Origin of the sequence: Amycolatopsis sp. NPDC024027 (genome assembly GCF_040638975.1) — a bacterium.
GTDB lineage: Bacteria > Actinomycetota > Actinomycetes > Mycobacteriales > Pseudonocardiaceae > Amycolatopsis.
Map to the genome: position 1 here is coordinate 212,480 of NZ_JBEZYY010000005.1, position 18,042 is coordinate 230,521.

The 18,042-nt window shown below is 73.6% G+C and carries 19 protein-coding genes; 11 read left to right on the forward strand and 8 right to left on the reverse strand.

Features of this window, described 5'->3' with window-relative positions:
• Nucleotides 1-26 precede the first annotated feature (26 nt).
• Nucleotides 27-560, reverse strand: coding sequence for a TetR/AcrR family transcriptional regulator (locus tag AB0F52_RS15355; protein ID WP_103339385.1), 534 nt, complete (start codon nucleotides 558-560; stop codon nucleotides 27-29).
• A 77-nt stretch (nucleotides 561-637) separates the two neighbouring features.
• Between AB0F52_RS15355 and AB0F52_RS15360 the strand changes: the two genes are divergently transcribed.
• Nucleotides 638-1,849 (forward strand): FAD-dependent monooxygenase, encoded by a 1,212-nt coding sequence (locus AB0F52_RS15360; RefSeq protein WP_360170140.1) that lies wholly within the window; start codon nucleotides 638-640, stop codon nucleotides 1,847-1,849.
• 347 nt (nucleotides 1,850-2,196) lie between these two features.
• Here the strand turns inward: AB0F52_RS15360 and AB0F52_RS15365 are convergent, their stop codons facing one another.
• From AB0F52_RS15365 to AB0F52_RS15380, 4 genes are read right to left on the reverse strand one after another with little or no spacing between them, the layout of a single operon-like run.
• The gene (locus AB0F52_RS15365; RefSeq protein WP_360170143.1) at nucleotides 2,197-3,285 is read right to left on the reverse strand and encodes an SWIM zinc finger family protein; all 1,089 of its coding nucleotides are present in this window, start codon (nucleotides 3,283-3,285) and stop codon (nucleotides 2,197-2,199) included.
• Nucleotides 3,282-5,792 carry a DEAD/DEAH box helicase gene (locus AB0F52_RS15370; RefSeq protein WP_360170146.1) on the reverse strand — a complete coding sequence of 837 codons (2,511 nt, stop codon included), beginning with the start codon at nucleotides 5,790-5,792 and terminating at the stop codon, nucleotides 3,282-3,284. The genes AB0F52_RS15365 and AB0F52_RS15370 overlap by 4 nt, the downstream gene beginning before the upstream one ends.
• Before the next feature lie 44 nt (nucleotides 5,793-5,836).
• Entirely contained in the window at nucleotides 5,837-6,619 is a 783-nt protein-coding gene (locus tag AB0F52_RS15375) for an ABC transporter permease (protein ID WP_360170149.1), read from the reverse strand.
• Nucleotides 6,616-7,542, reverse strand: coding sequence for an ATP-binding cassette domain-containing protein (locus AB0F52_RS15380; protein WP_360170152.1), 927 nt, complete (start codon nucleotides 7,540-7,542; stop codon nucleotides 6,616-6,618). The genes AB0F52_RS15375 and AB0F52_RS15380 overlap by 4 nt, the downstream gene beginning before the upstream one ends.
• Before the next feature lie 79 nt (nucleotides 7,543-7,621).
• Here AB0F52_RS15380 and AB0F52_RS15385 point away from each other — a divergent pair, with 79 nt between their 5' ends.
• The gene (locus AB0F52_RS15385; protein ID WP_360170155.1) at nucleotides 7,622-8,410 is read left to right on the forward strand and encodes a TetR/AcrR family transcriptional regulator; all 789 of its coding nucleotides are present in this window, start codon (nucleotides 7,622-7,624) and stop codon (nucleotides 8,408-8,410) included.
• 111 nt (nucleotides 8,411-8,521) lie between these two features.
• On the opposite strand, the gene AB0F52_RS15390 is transcribed toward AB0F52_RS15385, so the two are convergent.
• Nucleotides 8,522-9,697, reverse strand: a complete 1,176-nt coding sequence (locus AB0F52_RS15390) for a cytochrome P450 (RefSeq protein WP_360170158.1) — start codon at nucleotides 9,695-9,697, stop codon at nucleotides 8,522-8,524.
• Nucleotides 9,698-9,783: 86 nt separating this feature from the next.
• Here AB0F52_RS15390 and AB0F52_RS15395 point away from each other — a divergent pair, with 86 nt between their 5' ends.
• Genes AB0F52_RS15395 through AB0F52_RS15415 form a run of 5 tightly spaced genes read left to right on the forward strand, consistent with a single transcriptional unit; the run spans nucleotide 9,784 to nucleotide 13,734 of the window.
• Nucleotides 9,784-10,848 carry a TetR/AcrR family transcriptional regulator gene (locus AB0F52_RS15395; protein ID WP_360170161.1) on the forward strand — a complete coding sequence of 355 codons (1,065 nt, stop codon included), beginning with the start codon at nucleotides 9,784-9,786 and terminating at the stop codon, nucleotides 10,846-10,848.
• A 28-nt stretch (nucleotides 10,849-10,876) separates the two neighbouring features.
• Nucleotides 10,877-12,151: a sigma-70 family RNA polymerase sigma factor gene (locus AB0F52_RS15400; RefSeq protein ID WP_360170164.1), complete on the forward strand. Its 1,275-nt coding sequence runs from the start codon at nucleotides 10,877-10,879 to the stop codon at nucleotides 12,149-12,151.
• On the forward strand, nucleotides 12,148-12,912 hold the full coding sequence (locus AB0F52_RS15405; protein WP_360170167.1) for an alpha/beta hydrolase: 765 nt from the start codon (nucleotides 12,148-12,150) through the stop codon (nucleotides 12,910-12,912). Before AB0F52_RS15400 ends, AB0F52_RS15405 begins: the two co-directional genes overlap by 4 nt.
• 1 nt (nucleotide 12,913) lies before the next feature.
• Nucleotides 12,914-13,249, forward strand: coding sequence for a YciI family protein (locus tag AB0F52_RS15410; protein WP_103339374.1), 336 nt, complete (start codon nucleotides 12,914-12,916; stop codon nucleotides 13,247-13,249).
• Nucleotides 13,249-13,734: a GyrI-like domain-containing protein gene (locus tag AB0F52_RS15415; RefSeq protein WP_360170171.1), complete on the forward strand. Its 486-nt coding sequence runs from the start codon at nucleotides 13,249-13,251 to the stop codon at nucleotides 13,732-13,734. The genes AB0F52_RS15410 and AB0F52_RS15415 overlap by 1 nt, the downstream gene beginning before the upstream one ends.
• On the opposite strand, the gene AB0F52_RS15420 is transcribed toward AB0F52_RS15415, so the two are convergent.
• Together AB0F52_RS15420 and AB0F52_RS15425 are read right to left on the reverse strand one after the other, a co-directional pair.
• The gene (locus tag AB0F52_RS15420) at nucleotides 13,731-14,183 is read right to left on the reverse strand and encodes an anthrone oxygenase family protein (RefSeq protein WP_360170174.1); all 453 of its coding nucleotides are present in this window, start codon (nucleotides 14,181-14,183) and stop codon (nucleotides 13,731-13,733) included. The genes AB0F52_RS15415 and AB0F52_RS15420 overlap by 4 nt on opposite strands.
• Before the next feature lie 17 nt (nucleotides 14,184-14,200).
• Entirely contained in the window at nucleotides 14,201-15,022 is an 822-nt protein-coding gene (locus AB0F52_RS15425; protein ID WP_360170177.1) for an NmrA family transcriptional regulator, read from the reverse strand.
• A gap of 81 nt (nucleotides 15,023-15,103) precedes the next feature.
• Here AB0F52_RS15425 and AB0F52_RS15430 point away from each other — a divergent pair, with 81 nt between their 5' ends.
• Genes AB0F52_RS15430 through AB0F52_RS15445 form a run of 4 tightly spaced genes read left to right on the forward strand, consistent with a single transcriptional unit; the run spans nucleotide 15,104 to nucleotide 18,039 of the window.
• Complete coding sequence (locus AB0F52_RS15430; protein WP_360170180.1) at nucleotides 15,104-16,039, forward strand: AraC family transcriptional regulator; 936 nt, start codon at nucleotides 15,104-15,106, stop codon at nucleotides 16,037-16,039.
• 46 nt (nucleotides 16,040-16,085) lie between these two features.
• Nucleotides 16,086-16,679 carry a TetR family transcriptional regulator gene (locus tag AB0F52_RS15435; protein WP_360170183.1) on the forward strand — a complete coding sequence of 198 codons (594 nt, stop codon included), beginning with the start codon at nucleotides 16,086-16,088 and terminating at the stop codon, nucleotides 16,677-16,679.
• Nucleotides 16,676-17,314: a VC0807 family protein gene (locus AB0F52_RS15440; protein WP_360170186.1), complete on the forward strand. Its 639-nt coding sequence runs from the start codon at nucleotides 16,676-16,678 to the stop codon at nucleotides 17,312-17,314. Before AB0F52_RS15435 ends, AB0F52_RS15440 begins: the two co-directional genes overlap by 4 nt.
• Nucleotides 17,311-18,039, forward strand: a complete 729-nt coding sequence (locus AB0F52_RS15445) for an SDR family oxidoreductase (RefSeq protein WP_360170189.1) — start codon at nucleotides 17,311-17,313, stop codon at nucleotides 18,037-18,039. The genes AB0F52_RS15440 and AB0F52_RS15445 overlap by 4 nt, the downstream gene beginning before the upstream one ends.
• The last annotated feature ends 3 nt before the right edge of the window (nucleotides 18,040-18,042 follow it).

The following is an 18,042-nucleotide window of genomic DNA, read 5'->3' on the forward strand; positions in this document are numbered from 1 at the left end:
TCTCGACACCGCGCCGGCGAAAAACTTCAGCGGCCCAGGGCGTCGAGCGCGCCGGCGACCGCGGCGGCTCTGAGGTCGGCGACCGGGACGTCGGGGAACTGCATGCAGACGTCCTGCAGGCCGCCGAGGGCCAGGATGGCTCGGGCCTGCTGTTCGAGGGTGGGTGCCGGGCCGCAGATCAGCTCGGTGAGCCGGGTCCGCCAGCCCAGGACGCGGTCGATGAGCCCGAGGTCGGCCAGGGTCGGCATCTCGGCCAGCAGCATGACGACGTCGGCGCGGTGGCGGTAGTTGAAGTCGAAGAAGCCTTCGATCAGCTCGCGCACCGGCGCGTCGCCGCGGGCTTCCTGGTCGAGGAGGAATTTCTCGCCGTCGTCGAGCAGGGGCTGGACGATGCTGCGGACCAGGTCTTCGCGGGACGGGAAGTGGTAGTAGAGCGCGGGTTTGGTGATGCCGAGCCGGTCGGCGATGTCCTGCAGGCTGGTGCGCTGGACGCCTTGGCTGGTGAAAAGCTCGCGGGCGACGTCGAGGATGCGCTGTTTGGTGTCGGAAGGCTTCGGCACGGCCCCAGCATAACTGACTTAACGATAGGTAAGGAACTGTGGTACAACTTACCTACCGTTAAGTCAGGGAGGTACTCATGCGGATTCTCATCTCCGGCGCCAGCATCGCCGGCCCGGTACTGGCGTACTGGCTCACCCGCCACGGCTTCGACGTCACCGTGGTCGAGCGCGCGCCCGCCCTGCGCAAGACCGGCGGCCACGCCGTCGACCTCTTCCGCCCGGCCATGGACATCACCGAACGGATGGGCGTACTGCCCCGTGTCGAAGCCCTCGCCACCGGCACGACCCGGATGACCGTGCACCGCGAAGGGGGCCACCGGCCCATCCGGGTGGACCTGGCGAAGGTCTTCCAGGCCACCTCCGACCGGCACGTCGAGGTCATGCGCGACGACCTCAGCGAGATCTACTACGACGCCGGCCGCGAAGACGCCGAGTACCTCTTCGGCGACTCGATCACCGGCATCTCCCCCGGCGGCGAGGTCACCTTCGAGCACGCGCGGCCGCGCCGGTTCGACGTCGTCGTCGGCGCCGACGGGCTGCACTCGAACGTCCGGCGCCTGGTGTTCGGGGAGGAGGCCGGGCTGACGACGTTCATCGGGGCCTACCTGGCGGTGCTCTCGCTGCCGGACAGCCTCGGCCTCGACGGTGAGGCCATCACCCACCTCGGCCCCGGCCGCACCGCCTCCCTCTACAGCGCCCGGCACCTGGGCGAGGCACGCGCGGTGTTCCTCTTCCGCCGCGACGAGCCGCTCGACTACCACCACCGGGACGTCCCCCGCCAGCAGCAGCTGCTCAGGGCAGCGTTCTCCGGCATGCATCCGCAGGTCGACGGCTGGCTGGCCGGTCTCGAAGGCCCGGGCCCGTTCTACTTCGACTCGATCACCCAGCTGCGGCTGGACACGTGGTCGCGCGGCCGCGTGACGCTCGTCGGCGACGCCGGCTACTGCCCCGGCCCGGCCGTCGGCGGCAGCACGAGCCTCGCGGTGCTCGGCGCGTACGTCCTGGCCGGCGAGCTGGCCGCGGCGAACGGCGACCACGAACGTGCCTTCGCCGCCTACGAGCGGGAGATGGACGAGCTGGTGCGCCGCAGCCGCGCCTTCGCGATGGGCGCGGCACGAAGCCTGGTCCCCGCCTCACGGGCCGGGGTGTGGGCGCTGGCCCGGGGCGGCCAGCTCGTCTCGGTGCTGCCGGCCGGGGTGACGCGGGCGATCGCGAAGCTCAACACCGGCGGTGTCCGCATGCACGATTCGATGCAGGTCAAGGACTACACGGTGAAGGCGGCGGCCTGACGCTGGAGGGGACCCCGTGGTGGTGGGAGCCCCCTCCAGCTTCGACAGCGGGTCTCTGCCTCGAACACTGTCGGTCACCGGCAGCAGCCGGGCGGGCGCGCGGGAGAACCCGCGCGCCCGCACCCCCAGTGGCCCGGCGGAACCCGCCGTCAGTGCACAGGAGACAACGAGTCCCGCGCTGGATACCGGGAAAGTTGGCGGAATTCAGCCCGGCAGCGAGCCGGAGCGCAGGCGCTGGCCGGACCGGGCTCGGTCCGGCGCGCCCGGCGGCGGGTGCCGCGAATGACTCATTCGGGACGCCAGAGGTCGCGAATGAGTCATTCGCGACCTCTGGCGTCCGGCGGCACTCAGCCCACCAGCAGCCCCGGATCGTTCTCCGGAGCCCCTGCGGGCCACCACATCTGTCCTTCGCGCCGGTACGGGTGCCACCGACCCCGGCGATCCAGCCTCAGCTGCACCTCACCGACCGTGCAGTGGTTGCGCTCGAACACCGGCTCCCCCGCCACGTCCGCGAGCGCCGCCCGCGCGGCCGCCACGGCCGCTTTCGGCGGGGTCCACGGCGTTTCCAGCACCTCCAGCCCGTCCGGCCCGCCGTACCGCCACGCCGCGACCGCCCGCGCGAAGCCCGCACCCTCACCCAGCCGCTTGGCCACCGAGGGGAACTCGGCGGCCAAGCGGATCGCGTCATGCCGCCGCCCCGGCGGCGGCCGCCCCTCCGACAACGCCCGCGCCCGCCCGGCCGCGTTGGCCGCCAGCAGCGCGAACGCCTCGGCCGGCACCCCCGGCGCCGCCGGGATCGACGGGGCGCCCGACGGCCGGAACCCGGCCAGGTCGGGCAGCTCCCCCGGAACCCGGTCCTCCGCCGGCTCCGCGACCGGCACCGGTGCGGTGCGGCTCTCCAGTTCCTCGCGGATCTCCCGCTCGCCCTTGCCCCGCATCAGCAACAACAGGAACGGGTCGGCGTCGAGCAGCCACGACGCCTGGAACGACAACGCCGCCGCGTGCCGGCACGGCAGCTCCCAGCCCGGGCAGTCGCACTCCGGGTCGAGATCGCCGATCCCCGGCAGCAGGTCGACGCCCGCCGCCTCGACCAGGTCGGGTGGCAGGTCGCGGTCCAGCAGCGCCGCCAGGTGCCCCGCGCGGGAGGCGACGCGGTCGAGCAAGCGCGTCCAGTCCGGCTCCGGCAGCTCCGCCAGCCGCAGCTGCGTGCGGTACGGGCCGCCGTCGGCGTCGTCGACCACCGCCGCGATGCGGCCCGGGCTGACCGTGATCGGCCCGACCAGGCCGGCCGCGGCGTACTTGCGGCCCTTCTTCAGCTGACGCAGGTCCAGCGCGGTGTCCTCCATCGCCCGCACCCACGCCCGGCCCCACCACGAGCGGGCGAGGTGCCCGGCCGCCCCGAACGCGGGAAACCCGCGCACCCGATCGTCGGTCATCCACGGCTCCTCAGTTCGACGAGCTCGGCCAGCTCGGTGTCCGACAGTTCCGTCAACGCGGCCTCGCCGCCGGCCAGCACCGCCTCGGCCAGTGCCCGCTTCTCCCGCAGCATCGCCGCGATCCGGTCCTCGACCGTGCCTTCGGCGACGAGCCGGTGCACCTGGACCGGCCGGGTCTGCCCGATCCGGTACGCCCGGTCGGTCGCCTGGTCCTCCACCGCCGGGTTCCACCAGCGGTCGAAGTGCACGACGTGGTCGGCGCGCGTGAGGTTCAGCCCCGTCCCGGCGGCCTTCAACGACAGCAGGAACACCGGCACCGCACCGGCCTGGAACCGGGCCACCAGCTCCTCGCGCCGGGGCACGGGGGTGCCGCCGTGCAGCAGCTGGGTCGGGATCCCGCGGCCGGCCAGGTGCTTCTCCAGCAGCCGCGCCATGGCGACGTACTGGGTGAACACCAGCACCGCGCCGCCGGTGGCGAGGATCGTGTCCAGCAGCTCGTCGAGCAGCTCCACCTTGCCCGAACGGCCGCCGGGTTCTTTGAGGTACTGCGCCGGGTGGTTGCAGATCTGCTTGAGCGCGGTCAGCAGCTTGACGATCCGGCCGCGCCGGACCATCCCGTCACTCCCGGCGATCTCGGCCATCATCTCCCGCACGACCGCCTCGTACAGCGCCACCTGGTCCGCGCTGAGCGCCACCGGCTGGTCCGTCTCGGTCTTCGCCGGCAGCTCGGGCGCGATCCCCGGATCGGACTTGCGACGCCGCAGCAGGAACGGCCGCAGCAACCGCGAAAGCCGTTCGGCCGCCGCGGAGTCCCCGGCTTCGATCGGCTTCGCCCACCGCGTCCGGAACTCGCTCAGCGAGCCCAGCAGGCCGGGCGCGGTCCAGTCGAGGATCGCCCACAGCTCCGAGAGCGTGTTTTCCACCGGCGTGCCGGTCAGCGCCACCCGCGCCGCCGCCGGCACCAGCCGCAGCGCCTTCGCCGTGCCCGAACGGTGGTTCTTGACGTGCTGGGCCTCGTCGGCCACCAGCAGCCCCCACCGCACCCCGGCCAGCGGCGCGGGATCGGTGCGCAGCGTGCCGTAGGTCGTGAGGACGAACCCGGCGGCGTCCTCGACGTCCTCGAGCGAACGGGCGCTGCCGTGGAAGCGCCGCACCGGCACGCCGGGGGCGAACCGGCGGATCTCGCGTTCCCAGTTGCCCAGCAGCGAAGCCGGGCACACCACCAAGGTCGGCCCCGCGGCCCGGTGCAGGTGCAGTGCGATCAGCGTGACCGTCTTGCCCAGGCCCATGTCGTCGGCGAGGCACCCGCCGAGCCCGAGCCCGGTCACCGTGGCCAGCCACTGCAGCCCCCGCAGCTGGTAGTCCCGCAGCGTCGCGGCCAGCCCGGCCGGCGGGGCCTGCGGGTGCGGCGGCTCGGACAGCCGCTCCCGCAGCCGCGCCAGCCAGCCGTCGGTGACGACCTCGACCACCTCGCCGTCGACCTCGGTGGTCCCCGACAGCACCGCCCCCAGCGCGTCGACCGGGGTCAGCGGCTTGAGTGCCCGGTCCCGCGCCTTCGCCGCCAGCGCCGGATCGACCAGCACCCAGCGGTCGCGCAGCCGCACCACCGGGCGGCGCGCCTCGGCGAGCGCGTCCAGTTCCGCCTCGGTCAGCACCTCACCGCCCAGCGCGAGCTGCCAGTCGAACGCCAGTGCGCGCCCGCCGCCGAAGAACGACGGCAGGTCGCCCGGGGTGTCCCCGGCGCGGACGACGGCCCGCGCGGTCAGCGCTCCCGCCAGCTCGGCCGGCCAGTGCACGTCGATCCCCGCCGCCGCCAGCCGTGGTGCCGCGGCCGCGACCAGTTCGGTCACGTCGTCCTCGCCCAGCGCCACCTCGGCCGGCACCGCCGAGGTCAGCAGCGGGCTCAGCGCCGGCCACACCTGCGCGCCGCGGCGCAACGCCAGCAGGACGTCGATGCGGGCCCGCGGCCCGAAGCGCCCGGTCTCCCACAGCTGCGCCGCGTCGGCGACCTGCCCGGGGTCGGCCAGGCTGTGCACCTGGACCACGGCGTGGAACCGCCCGCTCTCGAACCCGCCGGGCGCAGCCACCCGCAACGACACCCGGATTCCCGAATCCAGGCCCGCGGCCAGCTCGTCGGCCCAGTCGCGCAACGAATCCGCGCGCTGCGGTGCGACGGCGGCGAACAACCGCGTCCCGGCCGCTTTGGCCGCGGCGGGGGTGCGGGGCAGCGTGTCGGCGACGGCGTCGAGGAAGGCCCGCAGCAGCGGTCCCGGCGCGCGCTCGTCCGGGGGCATCGCGGCGGCGAGGTCCCGCAGCCACGCGGCTTCCGCCGGTTCCAGCGGCCCGACGCGCCAGGCGTCGTGTCCGGCCGCGGTGACGCCGGGCAGCAGCCGTCCCGCGGCCACCAGCCGCAGCGCGGCCTTCGCCGCGGTCGCCCAGAAGGCGTCGGCGCCGGCCAGCAGCTCCGGCAGGCCGTCCGCAATGGACAGCTCCCGGCCCTCGACCACCAGCCGGCCCGTCCGCGGTGGTTCACCCGGTTCGAAGTGGACGTTCAGTTCCCCAGCCTCCTGTACTTGCGCACCGACAACGGCACGAACACCGCCAGCAGCACCAGCGGCCACCCCACGGCCATCGGTACCGCGTGCGCACTCACCCAGGACGTCCCCGCCGCGCCCGGGTTGCCGAACAGCACCCGCGCCGCGGTCACCGTGGAGGACAACGGGTTCCACTCCGCCACGGTTCCCAGCCACGCCGGCATCGTCGAGGTCGCCACGAACGCGCCGGAGAGGAACCCGAACGGGAACTCGAGGGTCTGCGCCAGCGACACCATCGACGGATCGGCGGTCAGCAGGCCCAGGTAGATCCCGGCCCACACCAGCGCCGTCCGCAGCAGGAGCAGCAGGCCCAGCGCCGCGAGGGTCTCACCCAGGCTCCCGTGCGGGCGCCAGCCGACGGCGAACCCGCAGCCGACCAGCACGGCCAGCGCGAGGACGGCGTTCACCAGATCCGCCGCCACCCGCCCGGTGAACACCGCCGACGGCGCCATCGGCAGCGACCGGAACCGGTCGGTGACGCCCTTGCCGGTGTCGTCCAGCACCGCGATCATCGTCCCCGAGAGCCCGAAGGCCATGGTCATCGCGAACATCCCCGGCATCAGGAACTCCCGGTAGGAGCCCCCGCCGGGCACGCTCATCCCGCCGCCGAGCAGGTAGGCGAAGATCAGCACCATCAGGATCGGGAACGCCACCACCCCGGCGCGGCGCGCCGGGCGCCGCACCAGCTGGGCCAGGTAGCGCTGGGTCAGCGTCCAGCCGTCTTCGATCGCCCACCTCATCGCGGCACCCCCGTCAGCTCCAGGAACACTTCGTCCAGCGTCGGCTGCCGCAGCGCCACGTCGGCAAACGACAGCTCGGTCGCCGCCAGCTCACGCACGACGTCGGTCAGCATCGACGGCTCGGCCGCCGCGCTCACCCGCAGCTCCTCGGTGACCGGCTCGGCCCCGGTGACCCGCGCGAGCAGGCCCGCCGCCGCGCCGAGCGCGTCCGGGTCGGTGAGCACCAGCTCGATGCGGGTCGCCCCGAGCGAGCCCTTCAGCTCGTCCGGGGACCCTTCGGCGATCACCCGGCCGTGCTCGACGACGGAAATCCGGTCGGCCAGCCGGTCGGCCTCCTCCAGGTACTGCGTCGTGAGCAGCACCGTCGTGCCGTCCGCGACCAGCGACCGCACCGCCCGCCAGACCTCGGCGCGGCTGCGCGGGTCCAGCCCGGTCGTCGGCTCGTCGAGGAAGAGCACCCGCGGGACCGCCAGCAGCGACGCGGCCAGGTCGAGCCGCCGCCGCATCCCGCCGGAGTAGGCCGACACCGGCTTCGGCCCGGTATCGGCGAGACCGAACCGCTCGAGCAGGTCGTCGGCACGCCGGGCGGCCTCCCGGCGGCCCAGGTGGTGCAGCCGGCCGAAGAGGATCAGGTTCTGCCGTCCGGACAGGATTTCGTCGACGGCGGCCTGCTGGCCGACCAGCCCGATCGACGCTCGCACCTTCGCCGGTTCGGTGGCGACGTCGAACCCGGCCACCCGGGCGACGCCGCCGTCGTGACGCAGCAGCGTCGAGAGCACGCGCACCGCTGTGGTCTTGCCCGCGCCGTTGGGTCCCAGCAGGCCGCACAGGGTGCCGGCCGGGACGTAGAGATCGAACCCCTCGAGGGCGTACGCGTCGCCGTAGCGCTTGCGAAGTCCCTCGGCGTGAATGTGCGGAGTCATCCTGCCCCTTAACTCTGTACAGTGTACGAAGAAGAGGTTAGCACAACTCTGTACATTGTACGGGAATCAGGTGGGCAGAATGGCCGGCGTGAGCACGCAGGAGAACGGTGACGGCGACCCGCGGCGGGCGATCGAGCTGCTCTGGGGCGTCTCGGCACCTCCGCGCCGCGGCCCGAAACCCAAGCTGGCCACGGCCGACGTCGTCCGCGCCGCGGTCGCGCTCGCCGACGCCGACGGCATCGAAGCCGTCACCATCCGCCGGGTCGCCGAGCAGCTCGGCGTCTCCCCCATGTCGCTCTACACCTACGTGCCGGGCCGGGCCGAGCTGCTGGACCTGATGATCGACCACGCCCACGGCGAGCTGGCCGCCCCGGAGGAAGGCCTCGGCTGGCGAGCGGCGCTGACCGCGATCGCCGAAGCGCAGTGGGCGCTGTTCCACCGCCACCCCTGGCTGCTGCACGTGACCACCAGCCGCTCGGCGCTGGGCCCGCACAGCTTCGCCAAGTACGAGCACGAGCTGCGCGCGATCGAGGGCATCGGCCTCGGCGACGTCGAGATGGACGCCGTGGTCAGCCTCGTCACCGGCCTGGTCCGGAGCACCGCGCGCAGCTCGCTCGACAACGCCCGCCTGGTCCGCGCCACCGGCATGACCGACGCGCAGTGGTGGGAGCGCGCCTGGCCGGTGCTGGCCGGCATCCCGGCCGCCGACGCGGCGCACTACCCGATCTCGTCCCGCGTCGGCCAGGCCGCCGGGGAGGCCCACAACGCCGCCGAGAACCCGGCCTACACCTTCCGTTTCGGCCTCGCCCGGGTCCTCGACGGCATCGAAGCGCTGGTCAGCACCCGCGCTCCGAAGGGCCGGCCGTAACGCGATGCCGCGAATGACTCATTCGGGACGTGCGAGGTCCCGAATGAGTCATTCGCGACGTTCGCCGCCGGGCTCGGGCCGGCGCGGGGCCTGATGTCGCGGGGTCTGGTGTCACAGGGCCAGCAGTAGCCGCGCCGGGCGCCAGGTCCCGCCGTCGGGCGCCCGCGGGACGTCCTCCACCAGTGCCAGGTCCGGGAAGCGCGCGAACAGCGACGACAGCGCCACCTCGGTCTGCACCCGCGAGATCGAGGCGCCCAGGCAGAAGTGCGGGCCGTGCGAGAAGCCCAGCTGCGCCGGCCCCGAGCGGGTGATGTCGAAGCGGTCCGGCTCGGCGAACGCCCGCGGATCGCGGTCGGCGGACACCAACGCCGCCGTCACCCGCTCGCCCTTGCGGATCAGCTCGCCGTCGATCTCGACGTCCTCGCGCGCGAACCGCGGCGTGGTCAGCAGCTGCGGGCTGCACCAGCGCATCAGCTCCTCCACCGCCGCCGGCCACAACCCGGAGTCCGTGCGCAGGAGAGCCAGCTGGTCCGGGTGCCGCAGCAGTGCTTCGACGGCGTTGGCGATGAGGTTCACCGGCGTCTGCCCGCCCAGGACCAGGTGCCAGACCAGGGTGACCAGCTCGGTGTCGGTGAGCCGGTCACCGTCCTCGGCCTGGACGCGCACCAGGTCGCCGATGAGGTCGTCGCCCGGCTCGGTCCGGCTGCGCGCCACGGCTTCCCGCGCGCCCTCGATGATCGCCGGGATCGCGGCGGCGAAGTCCGGCCCCATCCCGCTCGCGACCGCGGCCCCGTACTCGCGCCAGCGCGGCCGATCGGCCGCGGGAATGCCGACCAGCTCGCAGATGACGTCGATCGGCAGCGGCCGCGCGAAGTGCGGCACCAGATCGACGACGCCGTCTTCGGCGTGCCCGGGCAGCTCGTCGAGCAGCCCCTCGGTGATCGCGGACAGCCGTGGCCGCAGCTGCGCGGCCCGCTTCGGCGTGAACGCCGGTGCCACCAGCCGCCGCAGCCGCAGGTGCTCCGGCCCGTCCTTCTCCGACATCGTCTCCAGGTACGCCAGGCAGTGCTCGGGGATCCCGGGCGGGCGCATGAAGCTGCCGGAGTTCACCTCGAACCGCGCGTCGGTCAGCATCGCGCGCGCTTCGGCGTAGCGGGTCAGGGCCCAGAACGGGCCGAAACCGGGGATGACCAGCTTGGCCACCGCACTCACTTCCCGCGCCTGGTCGTAGGCGGTGAACGGGTCGGTGAGCACCTTCGGGTCGGTCAGGTCGATCTCGGGGGTCATCCACCACTCCAGATGTTCAAATCAGATGCTCTTATCATTTCAGTGTTCACGGTATCTTGACTGGCGATCCCACGGCAAGGAGGACGATGGCCAGGCTCAGCAGGGCGGAGACCCAGGAGCGCAACCGCGCCAAGGTGCTCACCGCCGCCCGCGACGAGTTCGCCCGCCGCGGCTTCCGCGAGGCGAAGATCGACGTCATCGCCGACCGCGCCGAACTCACCCGCGGCGCGGTCTACTCCAACTTCCCCGGCAAACGCGCCCTGTACTTCGCGGTCCTGGCCGACCTCGCCGAACGCGCACCTCGCCCCGCCGCCCCGCCGCCGGACCCCGCCGCGGCCGACGTCCTGGCCGCGTTCGCCCGCGCCTGGATCACCCGGCTCCCGCTGGCCACCGACACCGACAGCGAAGACGCCCGCCTCGCCCGCGACCTGCTGCCCGAAGTCCTCGCCGACGAGCACACCCGGCGCCCCTTCGCGCAGCTCATGCACGTCGACGCGATCCTGCTCGGGCTCGCCCTCGAACGCGTCCAGCCGGGACGCCGTCTCGTGCGGGTCGCCGAAGCCGCGCTCACCACACTGCACGGAGCCAGCCAGCTCGCCGCCGCCGCGCCCGGCTTCGGCGAGCCGTTCCACCTGGTCACCGCCTGCGCCGCCCTGCTCGAGCTGGACCTGAGCGACGGCTGGCCGGCCGAGCCGCCGATCACCACCCAGGCCCGGCCCGCCGGGGAGCCGTGGAACCCGCCGACGGCGACCGACCTGCTGACCGGCGAGCCGTTCCGGCCCGGCGACGGCGTCGTCACCGTCCTCGGCCTGCACCGCGCCGCCGCCTTCGAAGAGGCCGTCCGCGCCGGCGCCGACGTCACCGCCGTGCTCGTCACCAGCGACCCCGGCGAACTCGCGCCACTGGCCCGGCTCGCCGTCGCCGACCTGCGCGGCTGCCTCGACCAGGCGATCGCACCCCCGGCCCGGCCCCGGCTACGGCTCGTCTGCGACGCGACCGGCGAACTCGCGGCCGCCGCCGGCGTCACCGCCGTCAGCGACGCCACCGAGACGGCCGTCCGCGTGGAAGACGGCCGGATCGTCGTGCGCGCGGAAGGGTACGGCGCGTGTCACGCCGCGGCTGTCGGTCCCGGGCCGTCCCGTTCGTCGTGAGGGTGAAACCGGCGGAAAGGAGCGGGTGGTGGACGTCGAGACCGCGGTCGCCGAGGCGTTCCGCGAGGAGTGGGGCCAGGTCGTGGCCACGCTCATCCGGATCACCGGCGACTGGGACCTCGCCGAGGAGTGCGCCCAGGAAGCCTTCGCCCTTGCCCTGCGCACCTGGCCCCGCGACGGCGTCCCCGATCGGCCCGGCGCCTGGCTGACCACCACCGCCCGCCACCGCGCCACCGACCGGCTCCGCCGCGACGCCCTCGGCGCCGCCAAGCTCCGGGAGGCCGCCCTCGTGGATCTCCACGACGAACCCGAACCCGACGACAGCGGCGTCACCGACGACCGGCTGCGGCTCATCTTCACCTGCTGCCACCCCGCGCTGGCCACCGAAGCCCAGGTCGCGCTCGCCCTGCGCACCCTCGCCGGGCTGTCCACCGCCGAAATCGCCCGCGCCTTCCTCGTCCCGGAAGCCACCATGTCCCAGCGGCTCGTGCGGGTGAAGCGCAAGATCCGCCACGCCCGCATCCCCTACCGCGTCCCGCCCGCGCACCTGTTGCCCGAACGCACCAACGCCGTGCTCGGCGTGCTCTACCTGACGTTCAACGAGGGCTACTCCGCCAGCGCCGGACCCGACCTGCTCCGCCCGGACCTCGCCGCCGAAGCGCTCCGGCTCGCCCGCGTCCTCGCGCGGCTGATGCCCGACGAACCCGAAGCCCTCGGCCTGCTCGCCCTGATGCTGCTCCAGCACGCCCGCCGCGCCACCCGCGTCGACGCCGAGGGTGTCCTCGTCCCGCTCGAAGAGCAGGACCGCACCCGCTGGGACACCACCGCGATCACCGAAGGCACCGCCGTCCTGGAGACCGCGCTGCGCCGCCGCCGTCCCGGGCCGTACCAGATCCAGGCCGCCATCGCCGCCTGCCACGCCACCGCCACCCGCGCCGCCGACACCGACTGGCCCCAGATCGCCGGCCTCTACGACCAGCTGCGCAAGCACGTCCCCAGCGCCGTCGTCGAACTCAACCGCGCCATCGCGGTCGGCATGGCCGGCGGCCCGGCGGCCGGACTGGCCCTCCTCGACGCCCTGCCGCTGCCGGGCTACCACCTGCTGGCCGCCACCCGCGCCGACTTCCTCCGCCGCCTCGGCCGCCACGCCGAAGCCCGGCACTGGTACGAGCAAGCCCGCGACCTCGCCGGCACCGACGCCGAACGCAGCTACCTCACGCGAAGAATCTCCGAGACGGTGTCGGTCCCGGGCGACGCCGTTCGTCGGGCTGGTGAAGCCCGACCACCGGAGGAACACCGATGACCACCCTCGCCGTCCCCGGCGCCACCCTCACCTACGACGTCCACGGCCGCGGGCCGGTGCTGCTGCTGATCCCCGGCGGACCCGCCGACGCCGCGGTGTTCACGCACCTCCGGCCGCTGCTGGCCGAAGACCACACCGTCGTCACCTACGACCCGCGCGGCCTGTCCCGCAGCCCCCTCGACGGCACCCCCGGCCCGGATCCGGTCCGCGAGCACGCCGAAGACGTGCACCGGCTGCTCGCCGAAGTCGGCCCCGCCGACGTCCTGGCCAGCAGCGGCGGCGCGATCACCCTGCTCGAACACCTGCGCCACCACCCCGCCGACGTCCGCACGGCCGTACTGCACGAACCGCCGGTGACCCGTTACCTGCCCGCCGGCGCCCTCGACGGCCCCGACATCCCCGCCCTGTTCCGCGACCACGGGCTCGCGGCCGCCTTCGCCGCGTTCATGAAAGTCGTGGGCGTCGACCCCGCACCGCCGCTCGACCCGCGCGCCGAAGGCAACTTCGCCTACTTCTTCGGCCACCTCATGCCCGCGACCGGCGCCTACGAGCCCGACCTCGACGCGCTGAGGGCCATCCCGGCGCGGCTGGTGGTCGCCGTCGGCGAGCAGTCCGCCGAGCTGCCGGTCCACCAGGCCGCCCTCGGGCTGGCCACGGCCCTCGGCGCCGCCACCGAAGTGTTCCCCGGCGGCCACGGCGGGTTCGACACCGACGCCGAAGCTTTCGCCGCGCGCCTGCGCGAAGTCCTGAAAGGATGCTGACATGCAGTACCTGCTGATGATCTGCGGCGACGAAACCGCCGAAGAACACGCGAACGACGGCTGCGGCGGCTGGAGCGAGGACATGGAACGCCGCGGCAAGGTCCGCGGCGGTGGCGGCCTGCGCCCGCCGTCGGAAGCCACCACGATCCGCGTCCGCGACGGCGAAGTGCTGCTCACCGACGGGCCGTTCACCGAAGCCAAGGAACAGATCGGCGGCTTCGTCATCCTCGACTGCGCCGACCTCGACGAAGCCCTCGAACTCGCCGCCCGCCATCCCGCCGCCACCTACGGCAGCATCGAGGTGCGCCCGATGCTCGGACCGGAGGACTTCGCCTGATGCCCGCCGTCGTCGAGCGGCCCGCCCAGCGGTACGTCGCCGAGCGCGCCACCGTCGGCATCGCGGACTTCCCGCGGATCGCCGACCGGCTGCCACCCCTCATCGGCACCCTCGCCGCGCACGGCGTCACCCCGGCCGGAGCCCCGTTCTTCCGCTACCGCGTGCTCCACCCCGGCCCCCGCTTCACCGTCGAAGCCGGCGTCCCGGTCGACGGCGACCACACCCCGGCCGGGCCCGCCTTCCTCGGCGAGCTCCCGGCGGGCCGGTACGTCCTCGACACCTACGTCGGCCCACCCGGCGGCCTCGCCGCCGCGACCGAGGCCGTCCTCGCCTGGGGCGCCGCCGAAGGCCTCACCTGGGACCGCGCCCCGGGGCCGGACGGCGAGGAATGGGGCTGCCGCCTGGAAGTGCTGCGCAGCGACCCCCGCGAGGTCCCGGACCCCGCGCAGTGGGTCACCGACCTGCTCTTCCGCCTCGAGGGCTAACCGCGCCGGGTGAGCACGGCCGCGACCAGGCAGCCGAAGCCCGCCGTGCTCACCAGCGCGCGCAGCACGTTCCAGCGGACCCACGTCGTCTCGAACGCCGCCCGCACCGCCGCGTAGTCGTCGCCCCCGCTGTCGAGCGCGTTGTTGAGCGGGACGTTGACCACGCCGGTGATCACCACCATCGCCACCAGCAGCACGAACCCGGCGATCACCCACGGCCGCGGCCCCGGGTTCAGGAACACCGCCACCCCGGCCAGCAGCGGCGCGCCCAGGAACGTCAGCAGGAACACCGGGTTCACGATCGCCACGTTGATCCCGCGCATGCCCTCCACGAACGTCTTGTCGTCCCCGCGGGCCAGGCCCGGCATGACCGAACAAGCGTAGGCGTAGAACAATCCCGCGATCAACCCCGCCGCGACCAGCGCGGCCACCAGCACCACCGTCGACATCGGCTTCCCCTTCCCTTTCACCGCGCCCAGACCCCGGTCGCCGCGGCGTCCCACGCGAAATCGGCGAACTCCGTCGCCGGCCGGCCCAGCACCCGCTCGACGTCGGAGGTCGCCGACGAGTTGCGGCCGTCCAGCACCCGCGCGAACAGCTCGGCCAGCGCGCCGGCCTCCGCCTCCGGCATGCCCTGCCCCGCCGCCGCGGCGGCGAACTCTCCGGCCGAAACCGGAACATAGCGGACATCCCGCCCGGATGCGGCGGCAATCTCCGCGGCAGCGTCGGCGAAACTCAGCAGCCGCGGTCCGGTCAGCTCGTACAGCTCGCCGGTGTGCCCGGGCTCGGTCAGCACCTTCACCGCGACGTCGGCGATGTCGCGGACGTCGACGAACGGCTCGGTCACCGTCCCCGCCGGCAGCGCGATCTCCCCGGCCCGCACCGCGTCCAGCAGGAAGTGCTCACTGAAGTTCTGCGCGAACCAGCTGCACCGCAGGATCGTCCAGCCCGTCCCGGCCGCCCGGACGATCCCTTCGCAGGCCTCGGCTTCCTCTTCGCCGCGGCCGGACAGCAGCACCAGGTGCCGCACCCCGGCCGCCACCGCCAATTCGGCGAAAGCCCGGATGTCGCCGGCGGCGTCCGGCACCACCAGATCGGGGTAGTAGGTCAGGTAGACCGCGCCGACGCCGTCGAGCACCGGCGCCCACGTGCCGCGGTCGCCCCAGTCGAACGGCGGCACCCCGCGCCGCGACGTGCTCCGCACCGGCAGGCCGCGCTCGCGCAGCCGGTCCGCCACCCGGCGCCCGGTCTTGCCGGTGCCGCCCACCACCAGGAAGTTCGTTGTCATGGAGGCCAGTCAACCGGCCACTGGTGAGACTCTCCATAGCTGAAAGCCTCGATCGCATGTTCCAGCGTCTACAGTTGCGGCATGGATCCGCTCGCCGCGCTCCTCGACGGCCCCCGCGCCCACGGCGCGTTCCTGCTGCGTTCGGTGCTGACCCCGCCGTGGTCGTTGCGCATCGAAGACCGGGCACCCCTGACCGTGGTGTCGGTGGTGCGCGGCGAAGCGTGGATCGTGCCCGACACCGCCGACGGCGTCCTGCTGGGCGAAGGTGACGTCGCGATCGTCCGCGGCCCCGATTCCTACCTGGTCGCCGACCACCCGTCGACGCCGCCGCAGGCGCTCATCCTGCCCGGCCAGGAGTGTCGCAGCCCCGACGGCGGTCACCTGACCGAACTCGCCGACCTCGGCGTCCGCACCTGGGGCCACGGCACCGACGGCCCGGCCGTGCTGCTCACCGGCACCTACGGCATGGAAGGCGAGCTGAGCAACCGGCTGCTGGCCGCGCTGCCGACGGTGCTCGTCCTGCGCGCGGCCGACTGGCCGAACCCGGTCGCCGGGCTGCTCGCCGCCGAGATCGGCCGGGACGTACCCGGCCAGGAAGCCGTCCTCGACCGGCTGCTCGACCTGCTGCTCATCGCCGCGCTGCGAGCCTGGTTCGACCGGCCGGACACCAGCGCACCGGCCTGGTACCGGGCCCACGAAGACCCCATCGTCGGACAGGCGCTGCGGCTGCTGCAGCACCAGCCGGCCGAGCCGTGGACGGTCGCCAAGCTCGCCGCCGACGTCGGCGTGTCCCGCGCCGCCCTGGCCCGGCGGTTCGCCGCCACGGTCGGCGAGACGCCGATGGCGTACCTCACCGGCTGGCGGCTCGCCCTGGCCGCCGACCTGCTGCGCCAGCACCCGGAAACGACGATCGCCTCGATCGCCCGGCAGGTCGGCTACGGCAGCGCCTTCGCCCTGAGCACGGCCTTCAAGCGCGAGTTCGGCCTCAGCCCGCAGAACTACCGGACACGAACGTAATGACTGTGGTAACTTTTATCTGACCAGATAAAAGTGCGGAGGGGTCATGGGGCGGACGTTCACCAACGAGGCACGGCGGGCACAGATCATGCGGGCGGCGATCGACACGATCGCTGAGGTGGGGTACGCGAAAGCGTCCTTCGCGCGGATCACGGAGAAGGCCGGGCTGAGCGGCCCGCGCATGATCTCCTACCACTTCGCCGACAAGGACGAACTGATCCACGAGATCCTGATGCACGTCTTCACCGCCGGGGCGGTGTTCATCAACGAGCGGGTTGAAGCCGAAGACACCGCGACCGGCAAGGTGCGGGCCTACCTCGAGGCCAACCTGCAGTTCTTGCGCGAACACCCCAACGACATGGCGGCCCTGACCGAGATCGGCCCGCACCTGCGCACCGCGACCGGCCGGCCGTACACCTCCGCCAGCGCGCAGGAAGTCAGCGTGCAGAGCCTCGAGAAGCTCCTCGCCCAGGGCCAGGCGAGCGGCGAATTCCGCGACTTCGACCTCCGGTCGATGGCGGTGCTGATCCGGGGAGCCGTCGACGGAGCCGCACGCCGGCTGCGCGACGAAGCCGACTTCGATTTCGAGGCCTACACCGCCGAAGCCGTCACGACGTTCACCCTGGCGGTGGCGCGGTGAAGCGGCTCAACGGCGTCCTGATCGAGGTGCTCGCGCCGCTGGCGCTGTTCTACGGGCTACGCGCCGCGGGCGTGGACCAGCTGCTCGCCCTCCTCGCCGGCGCGGTCATCCCGGTCGTCACCGGACTGCGTGACCTGGCGGCGGGGCAGCGGATCGGCGGCGTGCGCTGGTTCGTGCTCGGGGCCATGGCGGTGACCGTGGCCGGGTCCTTCATCAGCGGCAGCCCCCGCGCGCTGCTGCTCCGCGGCGTGGTGCTGATGGCGGCGCTCGGCGGATTCCTCCTGGTCACGGTCTGGGCCCGGCGCCCGTTCCTGTACGAGGCGGCGAGGACGGTCCTCGACCAGGACAAACAGCGCACCTGGTGCCGCAACTGGGACGACCACCCGCCGTTTCGCCGCCTGCTGCGCCTGTGCAGCGCCCTCTGGGCCGCGGCGTGCCTGCTCGACGCGGCGCTGCGGGCGGTGATCGTGCTGGTCCTGCCGGTGGATGCGGTCCCCCTCGCCGAACTGGCCCTGCTGGTGGTGACGCTCGCCGCGCTCGTCATCGTCCAACGCGTCTTCGGCCGCGCCTTCCTGCGCCGCCACGGGCTACGGCTGGACGGCGTGGAAGTCACACCCGTGGCGGCGGCCCGGTGACCGGCGCGGTCACGCTGATCACCGGCGGCGCGCGCGGAATCGGCGCGGCAACCGCCCGCCGGTTCCACCGCGCCGGCGGCCGCGTCGTGATCGCCGACCGCGACGCGGCCGCGGGAGAGGCGGTCGCCGCCGAGGTCGGCGGCCTTTTCGTCCCCGTGGACGTCGGCGAACCGGCGGACAACACCTGCGCCGTGACCGCCACCGTCGAAGCCTTCGGCCGGCTCGACAACGTCGTGCTCAACGCCGGCGTCCCCGGGCGTTGCGGCCTGCACGACTTCACCGTCGAGCGCTACCGCGACACCCTGCGCACCAACCTCGACGGCGTCGTCTACGGCCTGCACGCCTGCCTGCCCCCGCTGCGGCGGCAAGGCGACGGATCCATCGCCGTCATCGCCAGCATCGCGGGGCTGACCGGATCACCGGACCTGTTCTACGCGACCAGCAAGCACGCGCTGGTGGGCTTGGCCCGGTCGGCCGCCCCGGCGCTGGCCGCCGCCGGGATCCGGATCAACGCCCTGTGCCCGGGGCTGGTCGACACCCCCGCCCTCGCCCCGCACCGGCAGGCCTTGCGGGACCACGGCCTGCGCCTGGCCGACCCCGACACGGTCGCCGCCGCGATCGAAACCGTGCTCGCCGACCCCGCCACCGGGCAGGTGTGGGCGGTCCAAGCCGGACAGTCCGCGGCCGTCGTCGCGGCACCCGAAGTGCCGCTCGCGGCGGAGTGAGCC

Bases quoted from the DNA above. Each gene is read 5' to 3' on its own strand.
- AB0F52_RS15415 (WP_360170171.1), top strand. From the start codon at position 13,249: ATGCCCGCCGTCGTCGAGCGGCCCGCCCAGCGGTACGTCGCCGAGCGC.
- AB0F52_RS15395 (WP_360170161.1), top strand. From the start codon at position 9,784: ATGGCCAGGCTCAGCAGGGCGGAGACCCAGGAGCGCAACCGCGCCAAG.
- AB0F52_RS15410 (WP_103339374.1), top strand. From the start codon at position 12,914: ATGCAGTACCTGCTGATGATCTGCGGCGACGAAACCGCCGAAGAACAC.
- AB0F52_RS15435 (WP_360170183.1), top strand. From the start codon at position 16,086: ATGGGGCGGACGTTCACCAACGAGGCACGGCGGGCACAGATCATGCGG.
- AB0F52_RS15430 (WP_360170180.1), top strand. From the start codon at position 15,104: ATGGATCCGCTCGCCGCGCTCCTCGACGGCCCCCGCGCCCACGGCGCG.
- AB0F52_RS15425 (WP_360170177.1), bottom strand. From the start codon at position 15,022: ATGACAACGAACTTCCTGGTGGTGGGCGGCACCGGCAAGACCGGGCGC.
- AB0F52_RS15405 (WP_360170167.1), top strand. From the start codon at position 12,148: ATGACCACCCTCGCCGTCCCCGGCGCCACCCTCACCTACGACGTCCAC.
- AB0F52_RS15390 (WP_360170158.1), bottom strand. From the start codon at position 9,697: ATGACCCCCGAGATCGACCTGACCGACCCGAAGGTGCTCACCGACCCG.
- AB0F52_RS15385 (WP_360170155.1), top strand. From the start codon at position 7,622: ATGGCCGGCGTGAGCACGCAGGAGAACGGTGACGGCGACCCGCGGCGG.
- AB0F52_RS15365 (WP_360170143.1), bottom strand. From the start codon at position 3,285: ATGACCGACGATCGGGTGCGCGGGTTTCCCGCGTTCGGGGCGGCCGGG.
- AB0F52_RS15420 (WP_360170174.1), bottom strand. From the start codon at position 14,183: ATGTCGACGGTGGTGCTGGTGGCCGCGCTGGTCGCGGCGGGGTTGATC.
- AB0F52_RS15360 (WP_360170140.1), top strand. From the start codon at position 638: ATGCGGATTCTCATCTCCGGCGCCAGCATCGCCGGCCCGGTACTGGCG.
- AB0F52_RS15380 (WP_360170152.1), bottom strand. From the start codon at position 7,542: ATGACTCCGCACATTCACGCCGAGGGACTTCGCAAGCGCTACGGCGAC.
- AB0F52_RS15375 (WP_360170149.1), bottom strand. From the start codon at position 6,619: ATGAGGTGGGCGATCGAAGACGGCTGGACGCTGACCCAGCGCTACCTG.